Annotated in this window: 13 protein-coding genes and 1 tRNA gene; 12 read left to right on the top strand and 2 right to left on the bottom strand. The window is 46.1% G+C overall.

What is annotated here, in order from left to right; all coding sequences use genetic code 11:
* Window positions 1-110: 110 nt before the first annotated feature.
* The 8 genes from Q0Z70_RS06635 (at window position 111) to Q0Z70_RS06600 (ending at window position 10,839) form a co-directional block, all read left to right on the top strand.
* Window positions 111-317, top strand: coding sequence for a helix-turn-helix transcriptional regulator (locus Q0Z70_RS06635; RefSeq protein WP_298073332.1), 207 nt, complete (start codon window positions 111-113; stop codon window positions 315-317).
* Window positions 314-1,990 (top strand): N-6 DNA methylase, encoded by a 1,677-nt coding sequence (locus tag Q0Z70_RS06630; protein ID WP_298073331.1) that lies wholly within the window; start codon window positions 314-316, stop codon window positions 1,988-1,990. Before Q0Z70_RS06635 ends, Q0Z70_RS06630 begins: the two co-directional genes overlap by 4 nt.
* On the top strand, window positions 1,987-3,204 hold the full coding sequence (locus tag Q0Z70_RS06625; protein ID WP_298073330.1) for a restriction endonuclease subunit S: 1,218 nt from the start codon (window positions 1,987-1,989) through the stop codon (window positions 3,202-3,204). Before Q0Z70_RS06630 ends, Q0Z70_RS06625 begins: the two co-directional genes overlap by 4 nt.
* 2 nt (window positions 3,205-3,206) lie before the next feature.
* Complete coding sequence (locus Q0Z70_RS06620; protein WP_298073329.1) at window positions 3,207-4,643, top strand: RNA-binding domain-containing protein; 1,437 nt, start codon at window positions 3,207-3,209, stop codon at window positions 4,641-4,643.
* 92 nt (window positions 4,644-4,735) lie between these two features.
* On the top strand, window positions 4,736-8,059 hold the full coding sequence (locus tag Q0Z70_RS06615) for a DEAD/DEAH box helicase family protein (protein ID WP_298073328.1): 3,324 nt from the start codon (window positions 4,736-4,738) through the stop codon (window positions 8,057-8,059).
* Window positions 8,060-8,455: 396 nt separating this feature from the next.
* Window positions 8,456-8,665: a hypothetical protein gene (locus Q0Z70_RS06610; protein ID WP_298073327.1), complete on the top strand. Its 210-nt coding sequence runs from the start codon at window positions 8,456-8,458 to the stop codon at window positions 8,663-8,665.
* Window positions 8,666-8,826: 161 nt separating this feature from the next.
* The gene (locus Q0Z70_RS06605) at window positions 8,827-9,507 is read left to right on the top strand and encodes a VWA domain-containing protein (protein ID WP_298073326.1); all 681 of its coding nucleotides are present in this window, start codon (window positions 8,827-8,829) and stop codon (window positions 9,505-9,507) included.
* 60 nt (window positions 9,508-9,567) lie between these two features.
* Window positions 9,568-10,839 carry a hypothetical protein gene (locus Q0Z70_RS06600; protein WP_298073325.1) on the top strand — a complete coding sequence of 424 codons (1,272 nt, stop codon included), beginning with the start codon at window positions 9,568-9,570 and terminating at the stop codon, window positions 10,837-10,839.
* 93 nt (window positions 10,840-10,932) lie between these two features.
* Here the strand turns inward: Q0Z70_RS06600 and mltG are convergent, their stop codons facing one another.
* Both mltG and Q0Z70_RS06590 read right to left on the bottom strand, forming a co-directional pair.
* Complete coding sequence (mltG, locus tag Q0Z70_RS06595; RefSeq protein WP_298073324.1) at window positions 10,933-11,964, bottom strand: endolytic transglycosylase MltG; 1,032 nt, start codon at window positions 11,962-11,964, stop codon at window positions 10,933-10,935.
* A gap of 84 nt (window positions 11,965-12,048) precedes the next feature.
* Window positions 12,049-12,124 (bottom strand) — tRNA-Thr (locus Q0Z70_RS06590).
* A gap of 244 nt (window positions 12,125-12,368) precedes the next feature.
* Here Q0Z70_RS06590 and Q0Z70_RS06585 point away from each other — a divergent pair.
* The 4 genes from Q0Z70_RS06585 to Q0Z70_RS06570 all read left to right on the top strand — a co-directional run bounded on the left by Q0Z70_RS06585 (window position 12,369) and on the right by Q0Z70_RS06570 (window position 18,372).
* Window positions 12,369-13,637, top strand: coding sequence for a putative DNA modification/repair radical SAM protein (locus Q0Z70_RS06585; RefSeq protein ID WP_298073323.1), 1,269 nt, complete (start codon window positions 12,369-12,371; stop codon window positions 13,635-13,637).
* A 93-nt stretch (window positions 13,638-13,730) separates the two neighbouring features.
* Window positions 13,731-16,988: a S41 family peptidase gene (locus Q0Z70_RS06580; protein ID WP_298073322.1), complete on the top strand. Its 3,258-nt coding sequence runs from the start codon at window positions 13,731-13,733 to the stop codon at window positions 16,986-16,988.
* A gap of 10 nt (window positions 16,989-16,998) precedes the next feature.
* The gene (locus Q0Z70_RS06575) at window positions 16,999-17,778 is read left to right on the top strand and encodes a TIGR03915 family putative DNA repair protein (RefSeq protein ID WP_298073321.1); all 780 of its coding nucleotides are present in this window, start codon (window positions 16,999-17,001) and stop codon (window positions 17,776-17,778) included.
* Window positions 17,779-17,907: 129 nt separating this feature from the next.
* Window positions 17,908-18,372: a MaoC family dehydratase gene (locus tag Q0Z70_RS06570; RefSeq protein WP_298073320.1), complete on the top strand. Its 465-nt coding sequence runs from the start codon at window positions 17,908-17,910 to the stop codon at window positions 18,370-18,372.
* The last annotated feature ends 164 nt before the right edge of the window (window positions 18,373-18,536 follow it).

The raw sequence follows: 18,536 nt of genomic DNA, 5'->3' as shown, positions 1-18,536 counted from the left end.
AATTAATGTCATTGCTGTATATCACAATTATTATTGTGACAAAGTTAGCAAAACAATCCTGATTATCGAATATAATTCACTATATTTGCAGTATAAAATCGGTTTATAGTATGGAATTGAATAGGATTAAGGCAGTCCTGGCTGAGAAAGGTATTTCTCAGACTTGGCTGGCAAAGCAACTCGGCAAGAGTTTCAGTATGGTGAATGCCTATGCCTGCAACAGGATTCAGCCCAATTTGGATATATTGCAGCAAATAGCGGTAATCCTACAAGTTGATTTAAAAGATTTAATCACAGACAAACGTGAAAGAAAATGAGAGACATATTATCATACGAGTCTGATATATGGTCGTGTGCAGACCTGCTTATTTCTTCGGGGATCAAGCAAAGCAAGTTTCCTGATTACATGATGCCGTTCTTTGCACTCATTATGCTCGAAGGGCGTATGAAGAACGAAATGGCGGATATTGAGAAGTCCGAAGGATTAACACGAGAAAACAATCTGGAAGAATTTATTGAAGTCTTTCGCGAACACGAGTGTGGTTATAATGATTTTATCGTGCGTCAAGGCAAGACGCTCTCCGATATTTGCAATAATGACAAGACTTTCGAGCAGGATTTCAGAAACTATCTGGCAGGATTTGACGGAACGCTTAAAGAGTTACTTGGTATTGAGCGTGGTACGGACGACAGCAAATACCTCAATCTGGACGGTATGGTTGCCGAACTGCGGAAGAAAGGTATCCTTATGCAGTATATCACCAAGTGGGCGCAAATTGACCTCTCGCCATACAATAATTCAGATATAACCACACTCGAAGAGCATATCAAACGCAAGTGGGCAGATATATCGGCGGAGACTGCCGGAGAACAATATACGCCCGAGGATATTATTTCGCTAATTGCCGAAATCGTTGCGGCAAAGATTGACATATCTACGGATGATTTCGTTCATATCTACGACCCCACCTGTGGTGGAGCCAATCTGCTGTTCGGTGTTGTTGACCGCTTGCGCGAGGAGGCCGGTTATAAGTATATAGCTGCTAAGGGTTGCGACTGGAATGATGCGCTTTATGCACTGGCGAAGATTGAATCGTTGTTCCGCGAAAACACCGAAATAAAATATGGCAACACCCTTACTTCGTTGCCTTTCAAAGGCAAAGAATTTGATGTGGTCGTAGCCAACCCTCCTTACGGAATACCGTGGAAAGGTTATGAAAAAGAAATTCGCGACGACCAGACGGGCCAATTCGCATTTCTGCCTACCGTTAGCGACGGACAACTCCTTTTCTTGCAACACAACGCTTGGCATTTGCACGAAGATAAAGGCCTCGTTGTAGAAGTCAATAACGGTTCATCTTTGTTCAGCGGTGATGCCGGCAGTGGCGAGAGCAATATCCGCAAATATCTTTTCGACAACGATTGGGTCGAGGCCATTATTCAGATGCCGTCCGATGAGTTTTTCAATACGGGCATCGTTACCTATCTGTGGATTCTGAACAAGAATAAATCGGCAGAGCGCAAGGATAAATTAATCCTTATCAATGCTTCCGACTTATGGCAACCTTTGAAGAAGAACAAGGGTTCGAAACGCAAGGAAATGAATGCCGAGCATCGTGCCGCTATCATCCGCGCATTGGTCGAGTTCAAAGATTGCGACATTGCCAAGGTGTATGACAAATGGCATTTCTATTTCAACAGACAGAAAATCCAACTTACTGATCCCGATTATCCCAAAGGAAAATACAACGATTTTGAAATTATCCCATACAATCCCTCGCCCGAGAGTAACATTGCTGATATCGATGCTTTTCTTGCTCGCTATATCGTCAAACCTTTCAAAAAACTGGATAATATTGTAGGTGTCGAAATCAATTTCAACAAAGAATTTTATATCCCTGAAACTGTTGAACCTGTTGAAGATATTCTTGCCGAAATTTCTGAGATTGACAAGGCGATAGCAAATTTGGGAAAGGAGTTAGAATTATGAGACTAAAAGATATTGCATACATCAATCCTACTTACATAGGTCCTTATTTGGGAGATAAATTGGTTTCATTCGCTCCAATGGAATGCTTACGGTATGATTCTCTTAATCCCACAACAATATTGTTTTCGGAAGCAAATGGTAAATATACATTTTTTAGTAACAATGATATTTTATTTGCGAAAGTAACTCCATGCTTTGAAAATCAGAATATTGCAATTGCACAGAACCTTACAAATGGTATAGGGTTTGGGTCTTCTGAAATAAATGTACTCCGTCTTAAATCTAATGTATCATTACGATATGTGTTTTATTTAATATGTTCAAATCAATTCTATAACATAGGATGCGCATCAATGTGTGGTGTCGGTGGATTAAAACGTATAAACCCTCGCACCGTATCAACCTTTGAATTTAATATGCCAATTATAGATGAGCAGGAGGCTATCGCGGCTTATTTGGATAAGGAGTGTGATAAGATTAGGCGGAAAATCGAGTTATTGGAGCGCAAAGCCGATGCTTATAGCCGACTTCGTCGCTCCTTAATCAACCGCGCCGTCACCCGTGGATTGGATCCGAATGTTTCATTAAAACCATCTGGTAATAATTGGATTGGAGATATTCCGTCGAATTGGGGATTTGAGCGTATAGAAAAAACATTTCATAGTAAAACACTTTATAACAGGGAGTTTTCCTATAAACACGCGTTCAAATTTTTCATGGGTACAATAGTGCTTAAGGATGAACATCTTGATGCTGAAGAATATCATGATGTTTACGAGAAATATATTATCGTAGAGCAAAATGATATAATTATAAATGGACTTAACCTCAATTATGACCTTAAATCAATGCGAGTCGGTAAAGTGCCATATAATGGTATAATAACATCTGCATATGTTGTCCTAAGACCGCATAACAATGCTAACACTGACTATTTTAATTATCTTTTTAAAGCATTTGATTATCGTAAATTCTTTCACGGAATGGGAAAAGGCATTAGACTAACTCTTTCGTTTAATGAACTCCGTTATTTTGAGATCCCCATTCCGCCAGAAAATGAACAGAAAGAAATTGTTGTATATTTAGATGAAAAATGCGCCAAGATTGATGCGATAGTTGGAAAGATTAACAACCAAATAGAGTGTTTGAAAGAATTGAAACGCTCGCTGATAAACGAAGTAGTAACCGGCAAACGTGCCATAAATACTATATAATTATGTTGACACCGGAAGAAGTAAAGACTCTTTTGTCGGATATAGAAAGTGATCGTGTAGAGCGTACTATATCGACAACAAATACAGATAAGTTTGGACAAGCAATCTGTGCGTTTGCCAATGATTTGCCCAACCATAATTTACCCGGATATCTCATCATCGGTGCAGATGATAAAACAGGAAATGTAAGTGGGAAAGTGAATATTACCGACCAGTTGTTGCAAAATTTGGGAGGAATAAAAACAGATGGGAAATTGCAACCGCAAGTTAGTATGACCGTAGAAAAGGTCTCTTTATCCGAAGGTGCTGTAGCCGTGGTAACGGTTCAACCCTGCGAATTTACTCCTGTAAGATATGAAGGTCGCATCTGGATTCGCAATGGCCCGCGCAAGTGTATTGCCAGTGAAGCAGATGAAAAACGACTGTTGGAGAAACGTACCAGCAGGATGCTGACATTTGATGCCCTTCCGTGCATTGATGCCACGATTGAAGATATTGATATAGCTGCATTTAAGCAGATTTATTTGCCGTTAGCATTTCCGGAGGATGTTTTGAGGACTGACAAACGAACTGTTGAACAACAGATGCAGGCTTTGGGGTATTTCAATACGAAATTTAACAGCCCGACATATGCAGGCATTATAATGTTTGGCGTGAATCCCGAACGATTTATGCCCGGATGTTATGTGCAATATGTGCGATTTGATGGGCAGAATCGTGCCTGTAAGGTAAAGAGCGAATATAAATTTTCGGGTAATCTTGTGAAAGTGCTGTCCCAGCTGGATACATTTGTTGATGCGTCAATTACGAACAGAAAACCTGTATTTGTATCGGCATTGCGAGAAGAGTTACGGGTTGATTATCCACATTGGGCAACTCGAGAACTTCTAATGAACGCTATTTGTCACCGAGACTACGAGGGACACGGTCCTGTACAGTTTTATCAATACGACGACCGTATTGAAATAATGAATCCCGGAGGTCTTTATGGGAAAGCTACCCCGGATAATTTTCCATATGTTAATGACTATCGTAACGGTGTCGTTGCAGAAGGCATGAAAGTACTTGGTTTTGTTAACCGATATAGCCGTGGCGTACAAGCTGTTCAAGATGAACTAAAAGCTAATGGCAATGGTAAGGCTGAATTCATACTTAATCTGGGGACTGCATTTCTTGTTATAGAACACCTTTCTGCTCATGCGATAAAAGGTGAGAAGAAAGGTGAGAAGAAAGGTGAGAAGAAAGAGATGAAAAAAGAGTTGAAAGAGGTATTGAATTTAATCAGACAAAATCCGAATATTACTTATAATGAACTAATGGTACAGCTTAATATCTCCCAAACTCCGTTATATCGTCGTATGAAGAAACTTAAAGACATTGGAGTTATAAGACGGGAAGGTGGTCGTTCGAGTGGTAGATGGATCATTCTCAATGAATAAGTTATTCTGTTGGATATTGGTCTAATGTTTATATAATATTTATAAGAGTTTTATTTGCATAGAAAATCACCGATCTAAAAAAGCTACTAAATATGACCGAACTTGAGTTGCAAAGTGAATATGTAATGGACTTCTTCTGTCGCCGTGCAGATGGTATAGGATTCCGCGAGGTGAAAAATAATGCCGTTTCGTCAGATCTCTTTATTCCTGCCAATCTACACGAATTTATAAAGGATAATTCGCGCAAAGCATGGAACAATCTGCTCAAAAAGAGTGAATATAATTACGATGAACAGAAGTTGCTTCGCGCTGTTATGAATATGATACGCGAGAAGATCGAGGCGAGTGCCAATGTCGCAATCTTCTTGAATAAGAATCGTACAATTACATTCGAGGGAGAAACGCTGCAACTCATCTATGTCAGCGGTACAGAGTTGAGTGGCGATGAAGATTTCAAGAAAAACATATTCGCAGCAGTTGAAGAAATGACCTATTCGTTCCATTACGACGGCAAAAAGATATTTGCGTTTCGACCAGATATATCGTTTTTTGTCAACGGAATTTTTCTTGGTTATGCTGAATTGAAGAGTAATTTCACCAATCAGACAGCCAAAACAAACGGTCGGAACAAAATAATAACAGATTACCTCGAGGCCGTGTGGGAATATACTAAAATTGCCAATGGCAATGATGTTTCGCAAACACTTCGCCGACGTATGCTCCGTCCGTTCGAGAAATCCCTCCATCTCGTAACCACAGATATTACAGATACTTATATATTACGGGATCCGGGGCAATTCTTTGATGAAGCAAAACGGGGTTTCCAAGACAATACATTCTCGATTTCTTCATTCCGCCCGATAGTAGAAAAAACATTTAAGCCGTTGCCAATAAAACAATTGGAGCAACCAACCGGATCCGAGACGTACTTCGAGGAGGCGATGCGTTCGTTGTACTCCAAGAAAATGATTGAAAAAGAAATTCTCTACTATAACTTTATGGCTTATACCTATAAAACGATAACCGTAACAGAAAATGGTCATAAGGTACAAAAGAAAGAGTACAAGGATAAATCGGGTCGTCTGATATGTCCGCGTCCGAAGCAGAAATTTGGATGCGACCGTATTATGGATCGTGTACAGGAATTTCTTGACCATGAAAGCGAACCAGCGTATTTCATCAACCGCCTGCGGGCTGATTTGGAGATGCTCAATGCCCAGCAGGATTTAATCGAACGTGTGATTGCCGAGAGAGACAGCTACTGCAACAACAAATATGTCTATTCGCTTTTATTGCAATATGCCGCCGGATTCGGGAAAAGTAATATTATCGGCTGGACAGCATTGCAACTCAAAGACCTGCGCTACAAAGGAGAATGGGTCTATAACAAGATTTTACTTGTCGTGGATCGTTTGCAACTGCGCGACCAGCTTGATTCAATGATGCTTAATATGAACATTGATAAAGCAATGTTCGTGGAAGCAACCGACCAAGACACCTTTATCAAGGCATTGAACGACAAACGCCGCATTATCGTCGTGAATATTCAGAAATTCTGGGAACTTAAAAAAGCTATTGAAAAGGCCGGTGAGGATTTCAAGAATATGCGCGTTGCATTTCTCATAGATGAAATTCATCGCTCAAATACAGACAATGTTCATCAGGAAATGTATTCCGCATTCGATGAACTTCAAGATATCTTTGATGAAGACGGCGGATTCCTTACCAAAGGCTCGGCAAAGAAGAATCTGATAGTTGGTTTTACTGCTACTCCCAGCGACCGAGTATTAGCTCGTTTTGGAGAATTTCATAGAAGTACCAATTTTAATCAACTTTGGCGCCCCTTTGACGCTTATACGATGAAAGAAGCGATTGCTGACGGTTATATTCTTGACCCGACAAAACATATTATTCCCGTACCTGCGAAAATGTACTTTGAACTTCCGAATGGTGTATTGCAGGCGGTAACTGAAGCCATGAATTCAGGACAAGTTGAGCACATTTCTTTTGCAAAAAAGCAAATATATGAGAATACAGACCGTATGACGGCTATCGCCGAATTTGTTGTTAATCGTCTGCTTTCTCTGGTATATGGGAAAATTCGAGGAACGGGAAAAGCTATGTTTGCTGTCAACTCGATACCTATTGCCATACAATATTGCAAAATTATTCGTCGTTTGATGTCGGAAAAGACAGCATCCGGTGTTTTTGCAAAATATGCAGATGCACCTGTAGCCATTGTATATTCTGATAATCAAAAATATGAGAAATGTTCGTCAATGAACAATGGCACAGCAGAAGATAAGGTGATTGATAATTTTAAAACCGCTAAAAACGGCCTTATCATCGTTGTGGATAAATTACAGACCGGCTTTGATGAGCCTAAATTGCATACGTTGTTCCTTGACAAAGAAATTCGAGATATCAATGCCATTCAGACGATTTCGCGTGTAAATCGTACCACGAAATACAAAGAAGATTGCCACATAATAGATTTTTCGTTCGGTAATGTCAATGAAAAGAATATTCGCGAGGCTTTTGCTAAGTTTTGTGGCATGGTTATCACGGATTTTGATCCGCTTCGTGAAAAGGCTATTATTCAGGAGTTGTATCGCGGTTTATTGACACAACCGATATATCTTAAATGGTTTGACCGCTATCGCCAGTCTATCAATAATGAAGAGGCTAATGCAGTGCTATGTCTTGATATGGATGCGGATATTCGTGCGTGGGTGAAAAATATGATTGACGCTCATACACAATATACGCAAGAACTTAGTGCCGGTAATGAAGAAGCTAATTCAACAAATAATGATGACCCTGCAAAAGCTTTACGCAAGTCCATAGGTCGTTATAATTCTCTACTGGTATTATTACAAGGTGTTATTGAACTGGATGTAAAATATACAGAAGCTGTGTTTATAGATTTTTGGCAGCGGTATTGCAATATTTATCGCTCATTGTTTGAGCCGCAAGACCCCATAGGTGCAATCCAAACCACTTTTGATGGAGAGATAGGTTTACTCGTAAGCGACGAAGTGGAGATTGAATCTCCGAAAGAGCCGGAAGATGAACCAGCCAAGCCTAAAAAGGAACAGGGCACTGGAGGTTCTGGCAGCAGGCTGGTATCAATATTTGAGATGCTTGCCCGACTGAATGCAACGGAAGAGGAACGCGAGCAGGAGATGCAATTCTATTTTACCAAGACAAACGAATTCTATGAATTCCTGCAATCGGAAGGAAAGTTTATGGCGATGCTGCGCAGCACCAACTTCACGCGCGATGAAATAGAAAAGGAGTATAGTAAATTGGTTCGCCGCTTCATTCGCCAGACAGAAGAGGTTAAGGTGAAGAAATTAATCGAGGAGAACAAAGAAATGTTCCTTGAAGATTTCAAGATTAGGATAATAAAATAGCATATTGGAAGCAAAAAGTACTACTTCTTTAATTATTAACAATAACGACTATATCAAAATGAATAAAGGTTCAGAATGAGAGGATATGGGATTTACATCTTCATACTCCAGCATCATATGATTATAAAGATAAAACAATTACTGTAAAAAGAAATTGTTAACGAGCTTGTTAGCAATTGAGTTTCAGTGGTGGCTATTACCGATAATTCAAAAACTGGCATTTCTTTGAAAAAGGAGGTTGCCAAATCAGAGTTCTCAAATTATATTATGAGGCACTATCCAAGTTTTGTGTAAATGGGAAATACGGGATTCAGTTTAGAGTTCCGTATTTTTTTATTTTATAGATTTGCAAAATGAAGAGCTTATGAAAGAAAGGAATCAAGTAGTGCCGATGAGATGTTGAACGAGGAGCTCCTTACCCGGTTCAAGACAGAAGCCGATGTGAGCAAGTTTCTGAATCAGTTGCCTGTCTTGTTATTGGAGAAGATGCTTGAAGAAGAAATGGACGCCCGTTTGGGTTATGGGAAGAATTCGATTGCAGGAAACAACACCGGCAATTCCCGGAAAAGGAGTGAGCGGTTCCGATATAGAGGAAGAGATGCGTGAGGATTCTGTTTTGCAAGACTTGCAAAATGTTTTTTCTTGATGTGGTGGTGAAAGCAGTGTAACTTTGCATCGTCAAACAACAAAAAGTTCAACATTTTAAATTTAAAAGTATGGAAACTTCAAAGATTTTTAATCTCATTATTCTTGACGCATCAGGGTCAATGAAAACCATCTACACTCAGGCACTCACAGGTGTAAACGAAACCCTTGACACCATCCGCATGGCACAAGAGGAACATCCTGAACTGCTGCAGTATGTTACACTGGCATCGTTCAGCGCCGGTAAGCACTTTCTCAACCGTATCTATTCAGTGAAGCCTATTGCAGAAGCTCGCAACATCACTAAGGAAGATTATCCTCTACTTGGATGTACAGCTCTCTATGACGCTATGGGCACATGTATCAGCGAACTCCAACAGAAGGTGACTCATGTCGATCGTGTGCTTGTCACCATTATCACTGATGGCTATGAGAATGCATCATGCACATGGACTGGTCACCAGATAAAATCTCTTGTTGAAGAACTCCGTCAGATGGGATGGACATTCACTTACATTGGCGCAGATCAAGATGTAGAGAAAGTAGCCGGAGAGATTGGCATACAGAACTCACTTCGCTTCTCAGCAAATGCGGAAGAGACATGTGCCATGTTCAAGAAGGAATGCCGCAGCCGTAGCAAGTTCTACAATAAGATGGCGGATAAAATGGCATCTCTGGGTACGTGTGCGTCAATGGTCGAAAGCAACGACTTTTTTGCAGATGATGATGAGTCTGTAGTAAGGCCGCACGAACCAGAACCAAAGAAGAAGGGTCTGTTGAACAAGCTATTTGGAAAGAAATAACATAATAACAATTGCGCTGGCAAGGTTTTTCTTGCCGGCGCACAAACAAGAAATAAAGTAATGGCAGTGAAAGAAATACTATTCAAGGAATTACCGTTTCGGCCGGATCACAATCAGGTGTTCTACATCGAGAATGGCTATGATGCAGATGCGAATAACTTCATCCGCAATAATTATTTTGATTTGAAATCCATGTTTGCAAATATAGGTATGGATTTTTACTACCTGCCATACTTATTGAGAGAACATGATATTGAAGCAAAGGTCAGGTACTATGCTCCTTACCTATCCCCAAAACTCCTTGTAACTGGAGTTCGGAGTAATGCATTCGTTCCATATATTTCAGATGATGACACGAGGAAGAACCTGATGCCATCGTTTGTCTTTGAAGGGATGCAGGAAGGATATCATGGTGATGCTAAGTTCTTGCAGGTACTGCTATCAGATATAGATTTCACTAATAATGCGAAATCTCTTGAAAGTCTGATGCGTTTGGTGGTAGAAAGGCGTGAATCATATTATCGGGAGATAATGTGTAACCAACCTTTAGCTCCCACATCATGTCATTCTGCATGTCTGGAAATGGAGTTTATAAATGACAATGAATTGTCGATATCTTGTCCTTCCGAAGATCCTTCTACTCTTAAAGTATGTCGTGAAGAAGAGAGAAATATTCATCGTAAGCAGCATCAAACATCAAACAGCAAAAAAGGATGGTTGGAACGTCTTCTTGGATCGGCTAAGCGTCATGAAGGCAAGTACTCCAGAATGTCTGACAACGAAAACATTCCAGAGAAAACAGAAGAATTAGCCGAGGAACAGAGTCTAATCGAGACGGCAAAAGTCCTGCGAGAACTTCGTATGACCGTTCAGAAGCTCAGACTTGAAGGCGTTTCGTTGATGGCAATACATGAGTTCATAGACAAGCAGGAGCCGTTGTCTCGCATGATAATCACTACGGACTATCGCATCTTCCTTCCTGACTACAATAACATGGAAATCGAGATGGGTGCCTTGCCCAAAGCAATCTATTTCCTGTATCTGCGCTATCCAAAAGGTATAATCTACAAGCACATGCAGGATTATTACAACGAGCTTTTCAATATCTACAAACAACTACGCCCCAATACAGACGAAGCCAGACTCAACCTCACTATTACTAAGGTAGTCAACCCTTTGGGAAATGCACTGAATGAGAATATCGCCCGCATAAGAAAGGCATTCGTAGAGAAATTCGACGAACATCTTGCCAATAGCTACATCATAACAGGTGAACGTGGTTCTCAGTATTTCATTCCTCTCGATCGGAATTTGATTACTTGGGAGGAATAGTTTCATTTTATCAGCTCACATGATGCACATCACATCTCTATCTATAACGATGGTGAACTAACAGTCCCGGTTGTTGATGGATATTGTGCAGATTTATTTGAAAATCTTTCTTTTGTTCAGCATGTTCCAGTATTTTCGGGCATTTTGCATGTGTTCGGCGTAGGTTGATGCAAAATTGTGTGTACCCGAGAAATCTTCTTTAGCACACATATAGATATAGTTGTGGCGTGCGTAGTTGAGGACAGCGTCGATGCCGGCGGGCGAGGGAATTCGGATGGGACCTGGCGGAAGTCCGACATTAAGGTAGGTGTTGTAGGGCGAGGGGAAATTCAGGTGGGCGTTGGTGATACGGCGGAGCGAGAAGTCTTGTAGGGCAAACTTCACGGTGGGGTCGGCTTGCAGAGGGATGCCGATGCGCAGGCGATTGATGTAGAGCCCTGCTACCATCGGTTTCTCCTGTCGGTTATTGGTTTCCTCCTCCACGATGGAGGCAAGAATTGCAACTTCAACAGGTGTCATGCTCAGTGAGTCGGCCTTGGCCCGTCGGGACTGGTTCCAAAAGCGGTTGTGTTCTTTCTTCATGCGGGCAAGAAAGTCTTCCGTGTCCATGTCCCAGTAGACTTGATAGGTTTCGGGAATGAACAGGCTGGGTAGGGTTTCAGGCGTGTAACCCTGGCGGCTCCATCGGGCAGTGTCGCGCAGAGCCTGCATGATTTCTGCCGAGTCTATCATCAATTGGCTGCCTACGTTGCGGGCCAATCTGTCCAGCGTGCGCACGCTGCCGATGACTAAGTTCATCGGTTCCTGTTGACCGCGCAAGAGGCGGTTAAGAAGGTTGTAGGCGTTGTCATCCGGGAAGATGGCGTAACGGCCGGTCTTGACGTGCTTCGGGTATTGCTTTAGGCGGGCCGCCCAGCGCAGGCCGGTCAGGTTGCCGGGTGCAGCTGTCTGGCGCAGTTTGTGGTAGACAGAGTCAGCCGTGTCGTCGCGGTCTATATAGATATAAGTTTTTTCCCCCGGATGGAACTGAGGGGCCAGCAAAAGTCGATAACCGGCGGCTAAACCAAGGACGCAGGCTGCTGCCAAGATGAGCAGGCTGAAGGAGAATGCTTTCTTTTTCGTCATGGAACTCGATGTTTTCTACCCTGCAAAGGTACGCATTTGTCTGAAAAGAAAAAAGAGATGTCCGGGCGGGAAGCATCTCTTTTGTGGAGCCGATAGCCGGACTTGAACCGGCGACCTACGCGTTACGAATGCGTTGCTCTACCAACTGAGCTATATCGGCAGGGTGTTAAGCTTACGGCGTGCAAAGGTACAGCTTTATTTGAAACTGCAAAAACTCTGACCGTTTTTTTCGAAATATTTTTCCGGGCAAATCCTCTACGGCCGCGAATGTAGCCGGCTTTTCGGGAAAAGAAGCCTGCCCTTGAGGGCTGCACAAGTACGTTTCGGTTTCAAAAATATTTTTTGGGGTTACATGAGCCATTTTTTCTGTTACCTTTGCAGGAAAATGGGTGAAAGGAAGACAGATGAACGAACAAGTGCTCCACAAACTGAAGGTGTTGGCCGAGTCGGCTAAATATGATGTGTCGTGCTCGTCGAGCGGCACCGTGCGCCGCGGTAAGGCATGCATGGTGGGCAATACGGTGGGTGGAGTGGGGATCTGCCACAGCTTTGCCGAGGACGGACGCTGCATCTCCTTGCTCAAGGTGATGCTTACCAACTATTGCATTTACGACTGTGCCTATTGCATTAATCGACGCAGCAACGACATACCACGGGCCACGTTGTCGGTGACCGAGCTGGTGGAACTCACCATGGAGTTCTACCGCCGCAACTACATTGAGGGGCTTTTCCTGAGCAGCGGCGTGGTGCGGAACCCCGACTACACCATGGAACGTCTGGTGCGTGTGGCCAAGGATCTGCGGACAATACATCGTTTCAACGGATACATTCACCTGAAGAACATACCCGGAGCTTCGCAGGAGCTGGTGCACGAGGCAGGGCTCTATGCCGATCGCCTGAGCGTGAATGTCGAAATTCCCAAGGAGGAGAACCTGAAACTGCTGGCACCTGAGAAGGATCATCGCAGCGTGTATGCCCCTATGCGATACATCCGGCAGGGAGTGCTGGAGAACCATGAGGAGCGGAAGAAGTTCCGCCATGCGCCACGCTTTGTACCGGCCGGACAGAGTACGCAGATGATTGTGGGCGCCACGAATGAGACGGACAAGGACATCCTGCGCTTATCGTCGGCTCTCTATGGTCAACCCACGATGCGCCGTGTTTACTATTCGGGCTACGTGCCTGTCAATGCCTACGACCCGCGCCTGCCTGTTCTGAAGCAGCCGCCGCTGGTGCGCGAGAACCGTCTCTACCAGGCCGACTGGTTGATGCGCTTTTACCAGTTCAAGGTGGACGAAATTGTGGACGATGCCCATCCCGACCTCGACTTGGAGGTGGATCCAAAGCTGGCATGGGCCTTACGCCACCCTGAGCAATTCCCTGTCGACGTGAACCGGGCCGACTACGAGATGCTACTCCGCGTGCCGGGCATCGGGGTGAAGTCCGCCCGTCTCATCGTGGCTTCGCGCCGCTTCGGACGGCTGGGCTGCTACCAGTTGAAGAAGTTGGGAGCGGTGATGAAGAAAGCGCAATACTTCATCATTTGCAGTGAACTGCCCATGCTGACGGTGAACGAGTTGACGCCCCAGGGAGTGCGCCGCCTGCTGGTGAAGCGAAATACAAAGACCGATAACGATAGACAACTGACGCTGGACTTCGGGAATGGCGAATAGATTGGGCGAGAAGTTTCTCTATTTATTCGCTCAATTGGAATAAAATGATTATTTTCGAAGCCTAATAACAATTCGTTTACCATCTATTGATTTATGAAGAAACTTCTGTTACCCCTTTTTGCCTGTTGCTCCCTGTGGGCTCAGGCAGACAACGCACCCCTGTGGCTGCGTTATCCCGCCTTGTCGCCCGACGGACGGGAGATAGCTTTCACCTACAAAGGTGACATCTATACCGTTCCTGCTGAAGGCGGGCGGGCCGTCCAGTTCACCACAAACCCCAAGCACGATACACATCCTGTGTGGTCACCCGACGGTCGTTACATCGCCTTTGCGTCCGATCGTGAAGGTAGTTTCGACGTTTATGTGGTATCCCGTGAGGGAGGGGCACCCCGACGCCTTACCACCCACTCGGGCAACGAATATCCTGAGACCTTCAAGGACGACACGACGGTGCTTTTTACAGCCTCCATTCGCCCCGACGTGAAGGACAGCCAGTTTCCTTCATCCCTCTTTCCGCAAATCTATGCGGTGAGCACTGAAGGCGGGCGGCCTGTGCTCTTCTCGTCGCTGGCCATGCAGAAACTTTCGTTCAGTAAGGACGGTAGCCGCCTGCTCTATCAAGATCAGAAGGGGTATGAAGACCCCTGGCGCAAGCATCACCAGTCGTCTATTACGAAAGACATCTGGCTGTGTACCCTCGACGGGGAGCGTTCCTATCAGAAAATAACCAACTTTGCCGGCGAAGATCGCGAACCCGTGTGGGCACCCGACGGCCATTCCTTCTATTATCTGAGCGAGGAGAGTGGCAGCTTCAACGTATGGAAGGCTGCGGTCGGCGGTTCGGAGAAACACCAGCTGACGTATCACTCCACCCATCCCGTCCGCTCGCTCACCGTGTCTGCGGATGGTCTGTTATGCTATACATACGACGGCGAGCTCTACACCCTGCGCGAGGGTGAAAAACCGCGAAAGGTGGCCGTTTCCATCGTTTCTGACCGTCTGGAACGCGACGTAGTGAACCAGTTGCTGCGTGGTGGGGCGACAGATATAGCTGTGTCGCCCGGTGGCAAGGAGGTAGCTTTTATCGTGCATGGCGATGTCTACGTTACCTCAATGGAGTATGAAACTACCCGTCGCATTACTGACACGCCCCAGCAGGAACGTAACCTGAGCTTCAGCCCCGACGGCCGCTCACTGGTCTACTCCGCCGAGCGCGATGGTGTGTGGGGTATTTATATGGCTCGCCTGACCGACAAGGAAGAGAAGCTTTTCACCTATGCTGTCGGTGTGGAGGAAGAACCGCTGGTGGTTTCGGGACGGACGTCCTTCCAACTCACCTTCTCACCCGACGGTAAGGAAGTGGCCTTTCTCGAAGGTCGTACCACGCTGTGCGTCATTAATTTGAAGTCGCGCAAGGTGCGGACGGTGCTCGACGGCAAGTACAATTATTCGTACTCCGACGGCGACCAGACCTATCAGTGGTCACCAGACAGCCGCTGGTTTCTGGCCAAGTACATCAGCGTGGGCGGATGGAACAACACCGATATCGTGCTGGTGAAGGCTGACGGTAGCGGCGAAATGACGAACCTGACCGAGAGTGGATATTCCGACAACAATCCGAAATGGGTTCTGGGTGGCAAGGCCATGATTTGGTCGTCCGACCGTGCGGGCTATCGTAGTCACGGCAGCTGGGGAGCGGAAGACGATATGTATATCATGTTTTTCGATGCTGAGGCCTACGACAAGTTTAATCTCTCCAAAGAGGAGTTCGCCCTGATGGAAGAGGCAGAGAAAGAAGAGAAGGAAGCGAAAGAAAAGGCTGAGAGAGAGGAAAAAGACAAGAAAAAAGATAAAAAGAAGGCCAAGGATGAGAAGAAAGACGAAGAAGTGGAGCCCCTCGTCTTCGACTTGGAGAACCGCAAGGACCGCGTCAAGCGGCTTACCATTAACTCCTCGCACATGGGCGACGCCGTACTGACGCCCAAGGGTGACAAGCTGTACTACTGCGCTGCCTTTGAAGGCGGATATGACTTGTGGGAGCGCAACTTCCGTGATAATTCTACCAAACTGCTTATCAAGAATGTGGGCGGCGGCAGTATGTCCATCGACAAGGACGGCAAATACATCTACCTGCTCTCCGGTGGAACAATCAAGAAAGTCACCGTTTCCGAAAGCAAGGTGGACAACGTGAGCTTCGCTGCTGACTTCCGTTACCGGATGGCCGAAGAACGCGCCTACATCTTCGAACACATTTGGCGTCAGGTGAAAGACAAGTTCTACGACCCCGATCTGCATGGTGTCGATTGGGACGGCTACCGCAAGGCCTATGAACGCTACCTGCCGCACATCAACAACAACTACGACTTCCAGGAAATGCTGTCCGAACTGCTGGGTGAGCTGAACGGTTCGCACACGGGTGCACGCTACAGCGCACAGATGTCGGCACCGACAGTAGCCGAACTGGGCGTCTTCTTCGACGAACAGTATCAAGGCGATGGCCTGAAAGTGGCCGAGGTGCTGAAGCAGGGCCCGCTATCCAAGGCCGGTTGCCGGGTGAAGGCGGGTTGCCTCATTGAACAGATAGACGGGCAGCCGGTGAAAGCAGGTGAGGATTATTTCCCGTTGCTGGCCGGTAAGGTGGGCAAACGCGTCATGCTTTCCGTCTATGATCCCGCTACGGGCAAGCGCTTCGACGAGCAGGTGAAGCCTGTGTCACCAGGTACCGTTTCGGGCCTGCTGTACAAGCGATGGGTGGAGCAACGGCGTGAGATGGTGGACCATCTGTCTGGCGGACGTGTGGGCTACGTGCACGTCAAGAGCATGGACAGCCAGAGTTTCCGTGAAGTCTACTCCGAACTGCTGGGACGCTGCCGCAATAAGGAGGCTGTCATCGTGGACGTGCGCCACAATGGTGGCGGATGGTTGCACGAAGACTTGGCCGTGCTGCTCAGTGGCAAGGAATATCAGCGTTTCGAACCGCGTGGGCAGTACATCGGCAGCGACCCCTTCAACCGCTGGCTGAAACCTTCGTGCGTATTGATGTGCGAGAACAACTATTCGAATGCCCACGGTTTCCCCGTAGTCTACAAGACGCTGGGTCTGGGTAAACTTATCGGTGCCCCCGTGCCGGGTACGATGACCGCCGTATGGTGGGAACGTCAGCTTGACTCGTCGCTTGTCTTCGGCATTCCGCAGGTAGGTGTGAAAGACGAGAACGGCCGCTACCTGGAAAATCACCAGTTGCAACCCGACATCGAAGTCTACAACTCACCCGAATCGCAGCTGCGCGGCGAAGATACCCAGCTGGAGCGTGCTGTGGAGGAGATGCTGAAGCAGTTAGACAAGCAGTAGGCGGCATTCGATGCAGACCGTTTTTCAGTTTGATAATTCCTTCGACGGCCTGCTGACGGCTGTCTTCGAAGCCTATGCGCGGCGCACCTTCCCCGACGTCTTGTCGGTGGAGGGTGAGCCGCTTCCGCTTTTCCATGACGAAGCGTTCACGGTGGTGACCGACGCCGAGAAGGCCCGTCGCGTCTGGCGCGGGCTGGAGAAGAAGCTCTCGGCAGGCGCCTTGCGTTGCCTGACCCGCTGCTGGCTGGCCGAGGAGGCAGAAACGCCTATCGTGCTCTTCCGCTACATCTGTAAAGTTATCGACGCGCCGAGTTCCATTGAGACGAACTTTGCCGATCCCGACGTGCTGGCTTTTGCCCGCATGTGGAAGCGTGTGGAGACGGAAAAGTGGCATCTCATCCAATTCATCCGCTTCCAGAAGGCGGCGGACGGTATCTACTTCGCCGCTGTCGAGCCGGTGAAGAACGCTCTGCCGTTGGTTGTCGACCACTTCCGCGACCGTCTGGCCGACCAACGCTGGCTAATCTACGACGTGAGTCGCGCCTACGGCTTTTACTACGACGGAAACGAGGTGCGCCACGTCACCTTCGACGACTCCGACATCCCCGCTGCCACCCACCTGCTCACCGGTCGCCTGAACGAGCACCTGATGGATCCCGACGAGCGCCTCTTCCAGCAGCTTTGGCAGACGTATTTCAAGGCTATTTGCATCCGCGAGCGACTCAATCCGCGCAAACACCGTCAGGATATGCCCGTCCGCTACTGGAAATACCTCACCGAAAAGCAGTAATTAACGGCGAGTATAGCCGAAACTTGTTTAAATGGGTGCATTCGTCCGGTTAAATTCTTTGCCATTTGTTGAGAAAATGCGATATTTGCCGTGCCAAAATCAAAAGCTGTAACAATATATAAGATATCTATGGAAAAAGTGATTATTAATTCGTATGAAGAATTCGAGAAGCTGGTAGGCCAGCAGATTGGTGTGTCCGAATATGTGCAGATTCCGCAGGAGCGTATCAATCTTTTTGCCGACGCCACACTGGACCACCAGTGGATACACGTCGACACCGAACGTGCCAAGGCCGAAAGCCCCTTCAAGAGCACCATTGTGCACGGCTATCTGACCCTTTCCATGCTGCCCTATTTGTGGAACCAAATTATGGAGGTGAACAATCTGAAGATGATGATTAACTATGGCATCGAAAAGATGAAGTTTGGCCAGGCCGTCCTGTCGGGCCAGAGCATCCGTCTGGTGACAACGCTTCAGTCGCTGACCAATTTGCGCGGCGTGGCAAAGGCCGAAATCAAATTCACTATCGAAATCGAGGGCGAGAAGAAAAAAGCGCTCGAAGGCGTGGCTGTCTTCCTTTACTATTTCAATTAATATCAAACTTACAGATGCGTATCTGCATAACCTACAGATGCGTATCTGCCAACTTACAGATGCGCATCTGCCAACTTACAGATGCGTATCTGCCAACTTACAGATGCGTATCTGCCAACTTACAGATGCGTATCTGCCAACTTACAGATGCGTATCTGCCAACT

Source organism: uncultured Bacteroides sp. (assembly GCF_947632445.1).
In the GTDB taxonomy this organism is placed as follows: Bacteria; Bacteroidota; Bacteroidia; order Bacteroidales; family Bacteroidaceae; genus Bacteroides.
The sequence above is the reverse complement of the archived record's forward strand: the minus strand, read 5'-3'. Positions and strand labels throughout refer to the sequence as shown.